Source organism: Duganella aquatilis (genome assembly GCF_009674565.1).
Lineage (GTDB): Bacteria > Pseudomonadota > Gammaproteobacteria > Burkholderiales > Burkholderiaceae_D > Rugamonas > Rugamonas aquatilis.
Genome location: NZ_WKJL01000026.1, coordinates 1 through 13,631, shown reverse-complemented (window position 1 = coordinate 13,631; position 13,631 = coordinate 1). Strand labels below are relative to the sequence as shown.

General features: G+C 65.7%; 15 protein-coding genes and 1 pseudogene. 9 read left to right on the top strand and 7 right to left on the bottom strand.

The genetic code is table 11. From position 1 onward, the window contains the following. Positions 1-97: 97 nt before the first annotated feature. Positions 98-2,392, bottom strand: coding sequence for a coiled-coil domain-containing protein (locus GJ698_RS25120; RefSeq protein ID WP_154360608.1), 2,295 nt, complete (start codon positions 2,390-2,392; stop codon positions 98-100). A 103-nt stretch (positions 2,393-2,495) separates the two neighbouring features. Continuing rightward, complete coding sequence (locus GJ698_RS25115; RefSeq protein ID WP_154360607.1) at positions 2,496-3,494, bottom strand: serine/threonine protein kinase; 999 nt, start codon at positions 3,492-3,494, stop codon at positions 2,496-2,498. 54 nt (positions 3,495-3,548) lie between these two features. Between GJ698_RS25115 and GJ698_RS25110 the strand changes: the two genes are divergently transcribed. Next, the gene (locus tag GJ698_RS25110) at positions 3,549-4,244 is read left to right on the top strand and encodes a UPF0149 family protein (protein WP_154360606.1); all 696 of its coding nucleotides are present in this window, start codon (positions 3,549-3,551) and stop codon (positions 4,242-4,244) included. A 51-nt stretch (positions 4,245-4,295) separates the two neighbouring features. Beyond that, positions 4,296-5,624: an Nramp family divalent metal transporter gene (locus GJ698_RS25105; protein ID WP_154360605.1), complete on the top strand. Its 1,329-nt coding sequence runs from the start codon at positions 4,296-4,298 to the stop codon at positions 5,622-5,624. 4 nt (positions 5,625-5,628) lie between these two features. On the opposite strand, the gene GJ698_RS25100 is transcribed toward GJ698_RS25105, so the two are convergent. Then, positions 5,629-6,078, bottom strand: a complete 450-nt coding sequence (locus GJ698_RS25100; protein ID WP_154360604.1) for a CPBP family glutamic-type intramembrane protease — start codon at positions 6,076-6,078, stop codon at positions 5,629-5,631. 91 nt (positions 6,079-6,169) lie between these two features. On the opposite strand from GJ698_RS25100, the gene GJ698_RS25095 reads away from it, so the two are divergent. Then, positions 6,170-6,592: an STY0301 family protein gene (locus GJ698_RS25095; RefSeq protein WP_154360603.1), complete on the top strand. Its 423-nt coding sequence runs from the start codon at positions 6,170-6,172 to the stop codon at positions 6,590-6,592. A 6-nt stretch (positions 6,593-6,598) separates the two neighbouring features. Here the strand turns inward: GJ698_RS25095 and GJ698_RS25090 are convergent, their stop codons facing one another. Continuing rightward, positions 6,599-7,540, bottom strand: coding sequence for an aldo/keto reductase (locus GJ698_RS25090; protein WP_154360602.1), 942 nt, complete (start codon positions 7,538-7,540; stop codon positions 6,599-6,601). 62 nt (positions 7,541-7,602) lie between these two features. Between GJ698_RS25090 and GJ698_RS25085 the strand changes: the two genes are divergently transcribed. Continuing rightward, entirely contained in the window at positions 7,603-7,998 is a 396-nt protein-coding gene (locus GJ698_RS25085) for a MerR family transcriptional regulator (RefSeq protein WP_154360601.1), read from the top strand. A 12-nt stretch (positions 7,999-8,010) separates the two neighbouring features. Continuing rightward, the gene (locus GJ698_RS25080; RefSeq protein WP_154360600.1) at positions 8,011-8,916 is read left to right on the top strand and encodes a cupin-like domain-containing protein; all 906 of its coding nucleotides are present in this window, start codon (positions 8,011-8,013) and stop codon (positions 8,914-8,916) included. Here GJ698_RS25080 and GJ698_RS25075 read toward each other — a convergent pair. From GJ698_RS25075 to orn, 3 genes are all read right to left on the bottom strand, one after another. Beyond that, entirely contained in the window at positions 8,905-9,150 is a 246-nt protein-coding gene (locus tag GJ698_RS25075; RefSeq protein ID WP_154360599.1) for a hypothetical protein, read from the bottom strand. The genes GJ698_RS25080 and GJ698_RS25075 overlap by 12 nt on opposite strands. A 16-nt stretch (positions 9,151-9,166) precedes the next feature. Next, a complete protein-coding gene (locus tag GJ698_RS25070) occupies positions 9,167-10,033 on the bottom strand; it encodes an alpha/beta hydrolase (RefSeq protein WP_154360598.1) in 867 nt (288 codons plus the stop codon). Positions 10,034-10,120: 87 nt separating this feature from the next. Continuing rightward, positions 10,121-10,714 carry an oligoribonuclease gene (gene orn / locus GJ698_RS25065; protein WP_208023443.1) on the bottom strand — a complete coding sequence of 198 codons (594 nt, stop codon included), beginning with the start codon at positions 10,712-10,714 and terminating at the stop codon, positions 10,121-10,123. 56 nt (positions 10,715-10,770) lie between these two features. Here orn and GJ698_RS25060 point away from each other — a divergent pair, with 56 nt between their 5' ends. From GJ698_RS25060 to GJ698_RS25045, 4 genes and pseudogenes are all read left to right on the top strand, one after another. Beyond that, positions 10,771-12,039, top strand: a complete 1,269-nt coding sequence (locus tag GJ698_RS25060) for a M48 family metallopeptidase (protein WP_154360597.1) — start codon at positions 10,771-10,773, stop codon at positions 12,037-12,039. Next, complete coding sequence (locus GJ698_RS25055; RefSeq protein ID WP_154360596.1) at positions 12,036-12,383, top strand: 4a-hydroxytetrahydrobiopterin dehydratase; 348 nt, start codon at positions 12,036-12,038, stop codon at positions 12,381-12,383. Before GJ698_RS25060 ends, GJ698_RS25055 begins: the two co-directional genes overlap by 4 nt. After that, positions 12,380-13,291: a ribosome small subunit-dependent GTPase A gene (gene rsgA / locus GJ698_RS25050; protein ID WP_154360595.1), complete on the top strand. Its 912-nt coding sequence runs from the start codon at positions 12,380-12,382 to the stop codon at positions 13,289-13,291. The genes GJ698_RS25055 and rsgA overlap by 4 nt, the downstream gene beginning before the upstream one ends. A gap of 53 nt (positions 13,292-13,344) precedes the next feature. Then, a pseudogene (locus GJ698_RS25045) lies at positions 13,345-13,631 on the top strand (GGDEF domain-containing protein); the annotation flags it as partial.

Here is a 13,631-nt window from a genome sequence, read left to right as displayed (position 1 = left end):
ACCCGGGGTCAGGTCCTTCATTTCTACACGACCTCAACCGTAGCGCTTGCTACGGTTGAGGTCGTGTAGAAATGAAGGACCTGACCCCGGAGTTGATTTAGCGGGCGCGCCAGACGGCTTGGCCGGCTTCGGCCTGGCGGGCCGCTTCCTTGCGGGCACGGGCGTCGTCCAGGGTGGCGACAACGGTGGTGTTTTCTGCCAGCGCTTCTTCCGCGCTGACTTTCGCTTGCACTGCGGCCAGCACTTTTTGGGCGGCGGCCAGGCGGCGGGTTTCCAGTTCCAGCAGTTTCTGCTTGGTGGCGGTCATCGCGGCGGTGGTGTCCGCCACTTTGCGTTGCATGGCGGCGTGCGCCTGCGCGGTTTCCAGCAGCTGTTTCTGGGCGGCGGCTTTTTCGGCCAGCGCTTGCACGGCGGCCTGCTCGGCTTGCTCGCGCTGCTGCATCGCTTCCGCTTCGGCTTGCGCTTCGTCGGCGCGCAGACGGGCGCTGGCGGCGACATTTTTCTCGGCTTCCAGGCGGCCGGCAATCGCTTGCGATGCGCGCACTTCCGACGCGGTGGCGATGCGCTGCTGCGTCAGCTTCTGGTCGATCAGCGCCAGCGATTTGCGTTCGGTGTCGACGAACTCGCGTTCCGCTTGCAGCAATTCTTCCGCCTTGGCAGCCTTTTCCTGTTCGACGCGGGCGCGCTCGGCGTGCACCGCACCCAGTTCCACCGCCAGGCTGGCTTGCGCGGCCAGCGCCTGGGCGGCGATGGCTTTCTGTTCGGCTTCGGCCGATACCTGCGCCGCCATCACGCGCGCTGCCTCGGCTTCCTGATTGGCGGCGTCGGCCAGGCGCTGCTCGGCTTCCTGTTGCTGGCGGAACGCTTCGGTCTGCGCACGCTCGGCGGCGACGCGTTGTTGCGCGGCCAGCGTGGCGCGCTGTTCCGCATCCAGTTTTTCTTTCAATGCGACGATGGCTTGCTGTTCGGTGGCGGCACGCTCCTGCTCGGCCTTCAGCAGCGCGGCGGCCTGTTCGGCGCGCTGCGTGGCCAGCGCGCTGGCGGCGTTCTGCGCTTCGACCTGCTGCGCCAGGGTGGCGATTTCGGCCTGCTCGGCGGCGTTCTGGCTGGCCGCCAGTTCGGTGGCGGCGCGCGACAGCGCCGCGCGTTCCTTTGCCAGATCGGCGGCGCGCTGCTGTTCCAGGCTGTCGGCGCGGGCGGCGTCGGCGGCGGCTTCGTCGGCGGCCTGGCGCAGTTTGGCCTGGTCCAGCGCTTCGGATTCCGCTTCGACCTTGGCCAGGGTGACCATTTCGGCTTCCTCTTCAGCCTGCACGCGGGCCAGCGCGACGGCGCGCAGCTGGTTGTCGACTTCGATCCGCGCTTCGGTAGCGGTGATGATGCGGGCGTCGGCCTCGCGGCGCGCCTGCGCGCTGGCGGCGGCCACGGCTTCGATGCGCTCGCGGTGAATGGCGGCGTCGCGGATTTCTTTTTCGGTTTGCAGGCGCAGGCGCAGCGATTGCGCGGCGCTGTGTTCGGACTCGGCCTTGGCCTGGGCGATCTGCTCGCGTTCCTGTTCCAGGTGGGCCAGCGCGCGCGCCTCTTCCAGTGCACGCACTTCGGCGGCCGAACGTTTGAATGCGGCTTCCAGCGCGATCTTGTCGGCGCGTTCGCGCTGCTTGGTCAATTCCAGCGCGTCGGCTTCCGCTTCGGCCAGCTGTTGCGCGGCCTGGCGGGCGCCGGCGGCGTGGCGCTCGCGTTCGCGCGCCAGGGTGGCGACGCGGGCGTCGGCCGAGGCGATGCCGACCACCTCTTCCTTGGCGGCCTGCACGGCGGCGACGCGTTCGGCCGCTTGCAGGCGGGCCTGTTCGGTCTGGATCTGCAATTCTTCGGCGGCGCGCGAGGCTTGCTCGGCGGCGGCCGATTCGACCGCGACCTGCTCGTGGGCGCGCTTGCGGCTTTCCTCTTCGGCCCTGGCGCGCTCCTCGGCGGCCTTGCGGATCTGGTTGTCGGCCTCGGCGCGGGCGCGCAGTTCGGCGGTTTCCTGCTTGACGGCGTCCAGGCGAGCCACGCTGGCCTGGGCGGCGGCGCGCAGCGATTCCAGGCGTTCCTTGTTGGCGGCGATCGCATCTTCCGAGGCCTGCGCGTTCTGCTGCGCGACGGCGGCGGCGGCGGCGTCCATGGCGGCGCGGTCTTCGGCCAGCGCGCGGGCGCGGGCTTCGGCGTGGGCGCGGTTCTCGGCGGCGCAGGCGGCCTTGGCTTCGGCTTCCACCCGGGCGATGGCTTCCTGGATGGCCTTCATTTCCATCGCGGCGCGCGGCTGCTGCGCCGGCGCTGCTTCCTCGGCCTCATGCAGGGTTGCCATCGGCAGCGGCAGCAGGGTGACGTCGTCTTGTTTGGCCAGTTGTGCTTGCATGAGAGTCTCGCTAAGAGGATTTTCCGAGCTCTCATTATCATGTAGCCACCAAGCAAACCTAACCGTAAGCAGAGGCGGAAAACCCCGCCATTTCTCCGGTTGCTCAGACCGGCAGCGGCGGCTCATCCATCAAGGCGACCTGCTCGCGCAGCTCCAGCACCCGGTCCTGCCAGTAGCGCTGGGTGTTGAACCACGGAAACGCCGCCGGGAAGGCCGGATCGTCCCAGCGCCGCGCCAGCCAGGCCGAGTAATGGATCAGCCGCAAGGTGCGCAACGCTTCCACCAGATGCATCTGGCGCGGGTTGAATTCGCAGAAATCCTCGTAGCCGGCCAGGATGTCGCTCATCTGGCGCACCTGCTCCGCCCGCTCGCCGGACAGCATCATCCACAAATCCTGGATGGCCGGGCCCATGCGGGCGTCGTCGAAGTCGACGAAGTGCGGGCCGGCGTCGGTCCACAGCACGTTGCCGCCGTGGCAATCGCCGTGCAGGCGCAGCTGCGGCAGCTCGCCGGCGCGGTCGTAGCAGCGGCGCACGCCGTCCAGCGCCTGGCGGGCGATGGTGGCGTAGGCGTCCTTCAGGTCCGGCGGGATGAAGCCCTTGGTTTGCAGGAAGTCGCACGGCTCGGTGCCGAAGGTGTCGATGTCCAGCGGCGGCCGGTGCAGGAAGGGCTTGACGCCGCCCACCGCGTGGATGCGCGCGATGAAGCGCCCGGTCCACTCCAGCACCGCCGGGTCGCCCAGCTCGGGCGCGCGGCCGCCGTGGCGCGTGAACACGGCAAAGCGGAAGCCCTGGAAATGGTGCAGCGTGCCGCCCTGCAGCGCCAGCGCCGGCACCACCGGGATTTCGGCCGCCGCCAGCTCCTCGGTGAACGCATGTTCTTCGAGGATGGCCGCATCGCTCCAGCGCTCCGGACGGTAAAATTTCACCACCAGCGGCTTGTCGTCCTCGATGCCGACCTGGTAGACGCGGTTTTCATAGCTGTTCAGCGCCAGCAGGCGGCCGTCGCCGCGCAGGCCGATGCTGTCGAGGGCGTCGAGCACGCAGTCCGGGCTCAGCGCGGAATACGGATGTGGGGCAGGTTCTTGAGTCATAAGCGCCATTGTACGGGGCGCGGCGTGTATACTGTCCGCTTCCCCAAATAAAAAGAGCAAGTTATGCAACTCGACCAGCCACTGAGCGAAAAAGAATTCGACGAACTGGACAGCTTCCTGCTGTCCGAACGCAGCCCTGAAGATGCCATGACCATGGACATGCTGCACGGCTACCTGACCGCCATCGCCATCGGCCCGGAAACCATCATGCCGGCCGAATGGCTGAAAAAGGTATGGGGCAAGGAAGAAACTGACGTGCCGCAGTTCAAGCACGAAAAGGAAGAACAACGCATCATCGAACTGATCATGCGCTTCATGAACGAAGTGCTGGTGACGTTTGAAGTGGCGCCGAAGGAATTCGAACCGCTGTTCGTCGAGCACGAGCATCTGGGCCAGACCCTGATCGACGCCGAAGCCTGGTGCTGGGGCTTCTGGGAAGGCATGGAGCTGCGCCCTGGCTCGTGGGATCCGATCTGGGATTCGGAAGTGGCCGACCTGATGCGTCCTGTCTACCTGCTGGGCGCCGACGAGATCGAGGAAGAGGAACTGCCGCTGGTGGAAGATCCGGTCAAGGCGCACAAGCTGGCGCAGGAACTGGAAGCCAATCTGCCGAACATCTACAAGTTCTGGCTGCCGCGCCGCAAGGCCGCGGTGGAAACCGTCAAGCGCGACGAACCGAAGGTCGGCCGCAACGACGACTGCCCTTGCGGCAGCGGCAAGAAGTACAAGAAGTGCCACGGCGCCGAACAGGGCGAATAACCGGCGCCCTGTTTCTAAAGTAAAATTTAGGCATCATTGTTCAGGATGCCTATGTTTTCCCTCCCCTTCAAGCTGCCCACCACGGCCACCGCGCCGTTCTGTCCTTCCGAAGTAGCCGGCACCGTCGCGGTGCCCGAGGGCGATCCGTTCTGGAAAAAAATCATCCGCTTCGCCGGACCGGGCCTGCTGGTCTCGGTCGGCTATATGGACCCGGGCAACTGGGCCACGGCGATCCAGGGCGGCTCGCAGTTTGGCTATCAGCTGCTGTTCGTGGTGGTGCTGTCCAGCCTGGCGGCGATTGTGCTGCAGTGCCTGAGCATGCGACTGGGGATTGTCACCGGCAAGGATCTGGCGGTGCATTGCCGCGAGCAGTATTCGCCGGCGGTCGGCAAGACCTTGTGGGGCTTCGCCGAGATTTCCATCATCGCCTGCGACCTGGCCGAAGTGCTGGGCTGCGCGCTGGCGTTCAAGCTGCTGCTGGGCGTGTCGCTGCCGGTCGGCGTGGCGCTGACCGCGCTCGATACGCTGATCATTCTCGGCCTGAAGGGCAAAGGCTTTCGCCAGGTCGAGGCCATCGTGCTGGGGCTGATCCTGACGGTGGCGATCTGCCTGTTCGCCGAGCTGGTGTTCGTCAAGCCGGACTGGCATGCGGTCATGGCCGGCATGGTGCCGTCGCTCAGTGCGCTGTCGTCGCGCGAGCCGCTGTACCTGGCCATCGGCATCCTCGGCGCCACGGTGATGCCGCACAACCTCTACCTGCATTCGTCCGTGGTGCAGACGCGCGTGGTCGGCAAGAACGACAGCGCCAAGCAGCAGGCCATCGGCCTGTCGCGCATCGATACCGTGGTGTCGCTGCTGCTGGCTTTGTTGATCAACGGCGCGATTCTGGTGCTGGCGGCCGCCGCCTTCTACCAGCCCGGCAACGACCGCGTGCTGGATATCGACGACGCTTACCGCCTGCTGGAGCCGGTGGCCGGCACGGCGATGGCAGCGATTCTGTTCGGCCTGGCACTGCTGGCGTCCGGCCAGAGTTCGACCTTCACCGGCACCATCGCCGGCCAGGTGATCATGGAAGGCTTCCTGAAGATGAGGATCCCGTGCTGGCAGCGGCGCGCCATCACGCGCGGGCTGGCGCTGATACCGGCGATGATCGGCGTGATCGTGCTGGGCGAGCATTCGGTGGGCAAGCTGCTGGTGCTGAGCCAGGTGGTGCTAAGCATGCAGCTGCCGTTCGCCATGTATCCGCTGGTGAGCTTGACGTCGCAGCGCCGCATCATGGGCAACTTCGTCAACGCCTGGTGGACCACGGTACTGTCGTGGTTCCTGTTTGCCGTGATCTCCGCCGCCAACGCCTGGCTGGTGTGGCAGGCGTTCGCCTGATACCTTACATGAGCAAGGCGGCGGAAATCAGTATGTTATGGACTGTGTGCGTGGTGAGCGTCGCGGTGAACGCCACCGATTTGGCGTAGCGCCTGAACTGGTAATAAATCAACCCGAACGCCGTTCCTACAAACAGCATCCTGGCCACATGCGCCACGGATGGCAAATGCATCAGCGCGAAGACGAGCGTGCTGGCCCCAATCGCCAGCCACTTTTTCTGGCCGAACCGAAAAATAACCGCCTCCACCACCGCCATCTGGGACAGCAAGGTCTCCAGCGCCGGCCCGATGAAGATGGCGCCGACGATATAAACAGCCAACTCGCCGCCGCTGGGCGGCGGCTCAGAGGCAACAAAAAGCTTCAAATAATCGAGCCCGGCCTCGATGACCGTCGAACCAAGGGCGGTGAGCACGCCGAATGCGCATCCGTACAATACCGCGGTGGTTTTTTTCATCAAGGTGGCGAGGCAGATTATGGATTTGTGTCAATGCATTGAAACAGATTCGGCAATATAACAGAAGCTCCGCCGTCCAAAAGGAGCTGCCGTGCGATACCTATGCCTGCTGGCCGCCAGCCTGTACCTGCCGATCGCCGGCGCGGCGGCGGTGATCTTTGATTGCCCGCGGGTGATCGATATCGAACAGACTTCCCGCACTGTCGACCAGACCTGGCAACTGGTGGCCGACAGCGATCTGCCGCCGGCGTCGCTGGCGACCATCGCGGTGTACACGCAGCATCCCAGCGACGGCGGCAACCTGGTTCCCGACCACATCGAAAAGTTCGACCAGAGCCAGGTCACCACCTGGCGCCTGCCGCCCGACTCGGCGCCGTACTGGATGGCCTGCGTCTACACGCAATCGCGCATCCTGCTGGCCAAGCCGATCCCGGCCGACGCCATGCAATGCCGTCTGACCGAATCGCTGCACGCGCAACAGGCCAGCGGCGTGATCGCCTTCGTCTGCGAATGACGCCGGTCACATGGCGCCACCCTGCACACTGGCGGCCAGCGCGTTCATGGCCGTCATCTCGGCATCGGTCAGCCGGATGGCTGCCGCCGCCAGGTTCTCAGCAAGCCGGCTGCGGCGGCGCGTGCCGGGAATCGGCACCACGCGCACCTGCAACGCGGCAGCCCGTGTATAGAGCCACGCCAGCGCCATCTGCGCCGCAGTGATACCGCGCGCGGCGGCAAGACGTTCCACCTGCCCGGCCAGCCGCACATTGGCGGCGCGATTCTCCGGCTGGAAGCGCGGAAAGTGATTGCGCGCGTCGTCCGCTCCCAACTCGCCGGCAAAGGCCTTGCCGGTCAACAGCCCTCGGCCCAGCGGCGCAAAAGGCACGATGACAGTGCCGCCCTCCCTCGCCGCATCCAGCACGCCGTCTTCAATCCGCCGGCTGAACACCGACCACTCCGACTGCAAGGCGCCGATCGGATGCACCGCCTGCGCCGCGCGCAACTCCCCGGCGCTCACCTCGCACAAGCCCAGCGACTTCACCTTGCCGGCCTTGACCAGATCCGCCATCGCCCCAACCGCGTCTTCGATCGGCACATCCGGCTGGCGGCGGTGCATGTAATACAGATCGATGACCTCCACATCCAGTCGCCGAAGCGAGCGCTCCACCGCCTCACGAATGTACGCAGGCCGGTTGTCCAGGCTCCAGTCATCCGGATTGCCAGCCGTGCGCGTGTAGCCGAACTTGGTGGCGATCACCACCTGCTCGCGGTGCGCGCGCACAAACGGCGCCAGAAACGTCTCGTTGGCGCCCAGGCCGTACATATCGGCCGTATCGAACATGCGCACGCCGCCGGCCAGCGCCAGTTCCAGCGTGGCGCGCGCTTCGGCCGTATCGGTGTCGCCGTAAAACTCGCTCATGCCCATGCATCCCAGGCCCTGCACGCCCCAATCGATCTCATTCATAGACTTCTCCTTGAAAGTCCATGTTATAACTGCGGAGTTAAGTCCATAGTCAAGAGTTTCCCATGCTGATATCCGAATTTGCCCGCGCCGCCGGCCTGTCGGTCGACACCGTCCGCTTCTACATCGACAAAGGCCTGCTCAAGCCCACGCGCAGCGCCAAGGGCGGCTCGCGGCCGTACCAGATGTTCAACGACACCGACCTGACCACCGCGCGCATGATCCGCCTGCAGCAATCGCTCGGCTACTCGCTGGCGGAGATTGCCGCGCTGAACAAGGAATACCGCAGCGGCGCCAGTTCCGCCGCGCGCACCGCCGCCGCGCTGCGCAAGCAGATCGCCCGGCTGGACGACAAGAAGCAAAACATCGACGCCGCCCTCGCCTTCCTGCGCGCCAAGCTACAATGGGTGGAAGATGGCAAGCCCAGCGATGCGCCCCACCTTGAAGACTATTACTGCTAGAAGTTTGTGACCATGTTAAGAAAGCAAAAAACCCTGCCGCCGCGCGTGCTGGCGGAGGAAACGCCGGAGCAGGCCGCCGCCAACAGGCTGGCGCGCGAGCAGCGCGATGCGCAGGTGCGCGGCGTCAGCTCGGTGCAGGCCATGCGCGACGCTATCCGCCAGGCCTCGCGCCGGCTGCCGGCGATTACCGAAGTGCCACGCGTCGCCAGGCTGACGCCCGCAGACTTCCGCGCCCGCGCCGCCGAAGGCCTGCCGTTCCTGATCGAAGGCATCGTCGGCCGCTGGCCACTGGCGAAGGAATCGCCGGACATCCTGCGCGAACGCCACGGCCACATGCCGGTGCGCGCCCGCGTCGGCGATTACATCAACACCGCCTTCGCGCCGGACCGCGCGATGCAGGACATGTCGATGCGCGACTACTTGGAACTGGCCGACCGCACCGAGGGCCTGCCGCCCTACCTTGGCAACCTGGAACTGCGCGAGTTGAACAGCATGTGCCACTGGCCCACCTATTTCGACAAGATGGGGCCGCCGCGCTTCTGGATCGGCCCGGCCGGCACGGTGACGCCGCTGCATTGCGACTACGACGACAATGTGTTCGCCCAGATCTGGGGCAGCAAGCGGATTTTCCTGTCGCCGGCCCACCATGATGAATTCCTGTATCCGAAGGAAGCCAACGCCATCCTGTTCGGCTCGCCCTTCGATCCGGAGGCGCCGGATTACCAGCGATTCCCGCTGGCGCGCCAGGCCGCCATGATCGAGGTCATCGTCCAGCCGGGCGACATGCTGTATGTGCCGGCCGGCTGGTATCACCAGGTGCGCGCGCTGACCTTCTCGCTGTCGTCCAACCGCTGGGCGCGCGCGGTGCCGCTGGCGTTGCAAGGCGATCCGGCGATCCTGCCCGCGTCACTTCTTTAGCGCGTCGATCAGTTCCTTGACGTCGGCCAGCAGCGCATCGATGCATCCATGGCTGGAGGAAAAATGGCGGTTGGCCAGCGTGACCACCTGCGTGCGCGCATCGATCCACAGCTCGCCGCTTTCGCTTTGCACGGTGAGCGAGGCGTGCGCGGTGGCGGTATAGCGTTGCTCGCTGCAGATGCAATGGATGACGATATCCCAGCCCAGGTACTCGGTAGTGAAGATAGCGTCCAAAGGCGTCCCCCGGCCATTATGGTTGCGGATCGGCGACGAACAGCTCGACCTGGTCCAGCACCGGCGCCAGCCAGTGCAGCGGTCCGGCCAACGTGGCCACCAGCGTGGTGTGGCGCACCTTGTCGTAATAGAGTTCCTGCACCGGCACCTGTTGCGCGCGCAGCGCGGCGGCCAGCCCGCCGGTGTTGCGCGCCGGGTCGACCAGATCGTCCTTGCGCGCGGCGATCAGCAAGGCCGCCGGCGCCGCCGCGCTGACGTGGTTGATCGGCTGCGAGGCGGGCGGCGTGTCCGGGAAGTGGAACACCGGCCTGGTGGTCGGATTTTCGATCGGCAGGAAGTCATACGGACCGGCCAGGCCGATCCAGCCGCGCAGGTCGGCCGGCGACAGCCCCTGCGCCGCCAGCCAGCGGCCGTCGAGCGCGATCATGGCGGCGTTGTAGGCGCCGGCGCTGTGGCCCATCACGTACAGCCGGGCCGGATCGCCGCCGTAGCGGCGCGCCTCACGCCGGGCCCAGGCCACCGCCTGCGCCGCGTCATTCAGGAAATCGGGATAGCGCACTTCGGGATACAGCCGGTAATCGGCAATCACGGCGACGATGCCGCGCGACGCCAGCGCCCGGCCGACAAAGGCATAGTCGGCGCGCTCGCCGGCCACCCAGTTGCCGCCGTAGAAGAACACCACCACCGGCGCCTGCCCGTGGGCGTCGCGCGGACGATAGACGTCGAGCTTGCGGCGCGGACCGTCGCCATAGGCCAGGTCCGCCGTGCGTTCGGCGCCGCCGGCCGGCGTCAGCGCGTTCAGCGCCGTCAGCGGCGAACAGGCGGCCAGCGCCAGCAGCAACAGCGGTACGCTTACCGCCAGCAGGAGAGTCGGACGTGTCATGCCCGCCACTCTAGCCCGCCTGCGCGGCGCGCACCGTGCGCCACAGCACGGCCAAAAAAAACGCCGGCTGGGCCGGCGCGGGAGGCATTACAGCTTGATGAAGTGCTCGCGGTAGTACTTCAGCTCCTCGATCGACTCGACAATGTCGGCCAGCGCGGTGTGCATCTGGGCCTTTTTGAAGCCGCTGACCATTTCCGGCTTCCAGCGCTTGCCCAGCTCTTTCAGCGTCGACACATCGATATTCCGGTAGTGGAAATAGGCTTCCAGCTTCGGCATGTAGCGCACCATGAAGCGGCGGTCCTGGCCGATGGTGTTGCCGCACATCGGCGCCTTGCCCTTCGGTACCCACAGCTTCATGAACTTGATCAGTTCTTCCTCGGCCTGCGCCTCGGTCACGGTCGACGCCTTGACGCGGTCGATCAGGCCCGAGCGGCCGTGCGTGCCCTTGTTCCAGTTGTCCATCTTGTCCAGCGTTTCGTCCGACTGGTGGATGGCGAACACCGGGCCTTCGGCCAGCACGTTCAGGTGCATGTCGGTGACCACGATCGCCACTTCGATGATGCGGTCGGTGTCCGGCTCCAGGCCGGTCATTTCCATATCGACCCACACCAGGTTGAATTCGTTCTGGCGCGGCGCGGCGGGAACTGCGGAACCTTCTGGCAAATCAGTAGCTTGTGACATAATTCTCTTCTCTTGGCTAAATTAATCCGAATCCGCCATTTTCTCACAGGCATAGAATGTATTCACTCGCGTTTTCGATTTTGTTCGTATCTTTCATCATTTTGACGCTGCTGGTCCGCTTTTGGCTGGCGTCGCGTCAACTCCGTCATGTGCTGGCGCACCGCAGCGCCGTGCCGGCGGAATTTGCCGAAAAGATACCGCTGGCCGCGCACCAGAAAGCCGCCGACTACACCATCGCGCGCACCCAGTACGGCCTGCTGACGCTGCTGGTGAACACGGCCGTGCTGGTCGGCTTCACGCTGCTGGGCGGCCTGCAATGGCTGTCGCTGCAGATTTTCCAGCTCACCGGCCCCGGCATGACCTATCAGCTGGCGCTGCTGGCAGCCTTCGCCGCCATTTCCGGCGCCATCGACCTGCCGTTCGACTACTACAAGCAATTCAGCCTGGAGCAACGTTTCGGTTTTAACAAGATGACCAAGGGCCTGTTCTTCGGCGACATGATCAAAGGCGCGCTGCTGGGCGCGGCCATCGGCCTGCCGCTGGCGTGGCTGGTGCTGACCCTGATGAACCAGGCCGGCAACCTGTGGTGGCTGTACACCTGGGTGGTGTGGAGCGGCTTCCAGCTGCTGATGATGGTGCTGTACCCGACCGTGATCGCACCGATGTTCAACAAGTTCACGCCGCTGGAAGACCAGTCGCTGAAATCCCGCATCGAAGGCCTGATGCAGCGCGTCGGCTTCGCCTCCAAGGGCCTGTTCGTGATGGACGGCTCCAAGCGCAGCGCCCACGGCAACGCCTACTTCTCCGGCTTCGGCGCCAACAAGCGCATCGTCTTCTTCGACACGCTGCTGGCGCGCCTGCAGCCGCAGGAAATCGAGGCGGTGCTGGCGCACGAGCTGGGCCATTTCAAGCTCAAGCACATCATCAAGCGCATCGGCATGATGTTCGCCATCTCGCTGGGCTTCCTGGCCCTGCTCGGCTACCTGAAGACCCAGCCATGGTTCTACGACGGCCTGGGCGTCAACCCGGTACTGCTGCCGGGCCAGGGCAACGACGCCATGGCGCTGCTGCTGTTCATGCTGGTGCTGCCGGTGTTCACCTTCCTGTTCGCTCCGCTGACCTCGCTGGGCTCGCGCAAGCATGAATTCGAGGCGGACGCCTTCGCCGCCCAGCACACCGACGCCCGCGACCTGGTGTCGGCGCTGGTCAAGATGTATGAGGACAATGCCTCGACCCTGACGCCCGACCCGCTGCACTCGGCCTTCTACGACTCGCATCCGCCGGCCAGCGTGCGCATCCGCCAACTGACGCTGGCGGCCTCATGATCGCCACCCGCGCCGACCTGCTGGCCGCCCGCTGCCGTCCGCGCAAGGACGCGCTGGAGGCCGGCGAGGCCGCGCGCCTGCTGGCGCTGTTGCCGGACTGGGCGATCGACAACGGCCGCCTGGTCCGCAGTTTCACGTTCAGGAATTATCATCGCACCATGGCCTTCGTCAACGCCCTGGCATACGTAAGCCACAATGAAGACCACCACCCCGAAATGACCGTCACTTACAACACCTGCGTCGTGCACTACGACACCCACTCCGCCCACGGCCTGACCGACAACGATTTCATCTGCGCCGCCAGGGCGGACGCGCTGTACCAGCAAGCGGCGGTGCCGGCATGAGCGGCGCAGCGGAACAGCGCAGCGCCGTCATCATCGCCGCCCACGGCCGCCACTACCTGGCCGAAGCGGACGGCGTCAAGCTGCAATGCGTCACGCGCGGCAAGAAGACCAATGTGGCGGTGGGCGACTTCGTGCGCATCACCATGACCTCGCCCGACCAGGGCGTGATCGACAAGATCGAGGAACGCAAGACCCTGCTGTACCGCTCGGACCAGTACAAGTCCAAGCTGCTGGCGGCCAACCTGACGCAGCTGTTCATCGTGGTCGCCACCGAGCCGGGCTTCACCGACGACCTGGTGTCGCGCTCGCTGGTGGCGGCCGAAGCGGCCGGCATCAAGGCCCACCTGATCCTCAACAAGACCGACGTCGCCGCCGCCCTGCCGCGCGCGCGCGAACGGGTGCAACTGTACGCCAGCCTGGGCTATCCGGTGCACGAGGTGTCGGCCACCGCCGAGCCGGAACACGCGGTCGCCACGCTGCGGCCGCTGCTGGCGGGCCAGTCGTCGATCCTGATCGGCCAGTCCGGCATGGGCAAGTCGTCGCTGATCAACCTGCTGGTGCCGGACGCCGACATCGCCGTGCGCGAAATCTCCGCCGCGCTCGACACCGGCAAGCACACCACCACCTTCACCCGGCTGTACACGCTGCCGGACCTGGGACCGGAATCGTCGATCATCGATTCGCCGGGTTTCCAGGAGTTCGGCCTCTACCATCTGACCGAGGGCATGCTGGAGCGCGCCTTTGTAGAATTCGAGCCTTACCTCGGCCACTGCAAGTTCTACAACTGCCGCCACCTGATCGAGCCGCAATGCGCGATACTGGCTGCCGTCGAAGAAGGCAAGATCGCCAGGATGCGCCACACCCTGTACGGACAGCTCTTGCACGAATCGTCACAAACACTGTATTAAAAGCAAGGCATTTGTGTCTATAATGCCTAAGAGCAAGTCTCCTGGGGAATGTGATGGACATGTTTGCGCTGGACGACGCGTTAGCCGAATGGGAGGCCGCCCTGCCCTCCCGGCGCGGTGCTGCGCGCCTGCCCTTGCTGCTGCCGCTGGCCTGGCATCTGCGCCAGCGCGACACCGGCCGCGCGCTGCAACTGGCGGACGAAGCCGAAGCGCTGCTGCCGGCCGCCGCCCTCTCCCCTGACGACGCCGGCGCCGCCGCGGTGCGCCTGCAACTGGTGCGGGCGGAAGCCGCCTGGCTGTCCGGCCAGCTGCAGCCCGCCGACGCGCTGGCACTGCAGGC

Bases quoted from the DNA above. Each gene is read 5' to 3' on its own strand.
- GJ698_RS25100 (WP_154360604.1), bottom strand. From the start codon at position 6,078: ATGAAAAAAACCACCGCGGTATTGTACGGATGCGCATTCGGCGTGCTC.
- GJ698_RS25055 (WP_154360596.1), top strand. From the start codon at position 12,036: ATGATCGCCACCCGCGCCGACCTGCTGGCCGCCCGCTGCCGTCCGCGC.
- GJ698_RS25080 (WP_154360600.1), top strand. From the start codon at position 8,011: ATGTTAAGAAAGCAAAAAACCCTGCCGCCGCGCGTGCTGGCGGAGGAA.
- GJ698_RS25060 (WP_154360597.1), top strand. From the start codon at position 10,771: ATGTATTCACTCGCGTTTTCGATTTTGTTCGTATCTTTCATCATTTTG.
- rsgA (WP_154360595.1), top strand. From the start codon at position 12,380: ATGAGCGGCGCAGCGGAACAGCGCAGCGCCGTCATCATCGCCGCCCAC.
- GJ698_RS25120 (WP_154360608.1), bottom strand. From the start codon at position 2,392: ATGCAAGCACAACTGGCCAAACAAGACGACGTCACCCTGCTGCCGCTG.
- GJ698_RS25085 (WP_154360601.1), top strand. From the start codon at position 7,603: ATGCTGATATCCGAATTTGCCCGCGCCGCCGGCCTGTCGGTCGACACC.
- orn (WP_208023443.1), bottom strand. From the start codon at position 10,714: ATGTCACAAGCTACTGATTTGCCAGAAGGTTCCGCAGTTCCCGCCGCG.
- GJ698_RS25070 (WP_154360598.1), bottom strand. From the start codon at position 10,033: ATGACACGTCCGACTCTCCTGCTGGCGGTAAGCGTACCGCTGTTGCTG.
- GJ698_RS25105 (WP_154360605.1), top strand. From the start codon at position 4,296: ATGTTTTCCCTCCCCTTCAAGCTGCCCACCACGGCCACCGCGCCGTTC.
- GJ698_RS25090 (WP_154360602.1), bottom strand. From the start codon at position 7,540: ATGAATGAGATCGATTGGGGCGTGCAGGGCCTGGGATGCATGGGCATG.
- GJ698_RS25115 (WP_154360607.1), bottom strand. From the start codon at position 3,494: ATGGCGCTTATGACTCAAGAACCTGCCCCACATCCGTATTCCGCGCTG.
- GJ698_RS25110 (WP_154360606.1), top strand. From the start codon at position 3,549: ATGCAACTCGACCAGCCACTGAGCGAAAAAGAATTCGACGAACTGGAC.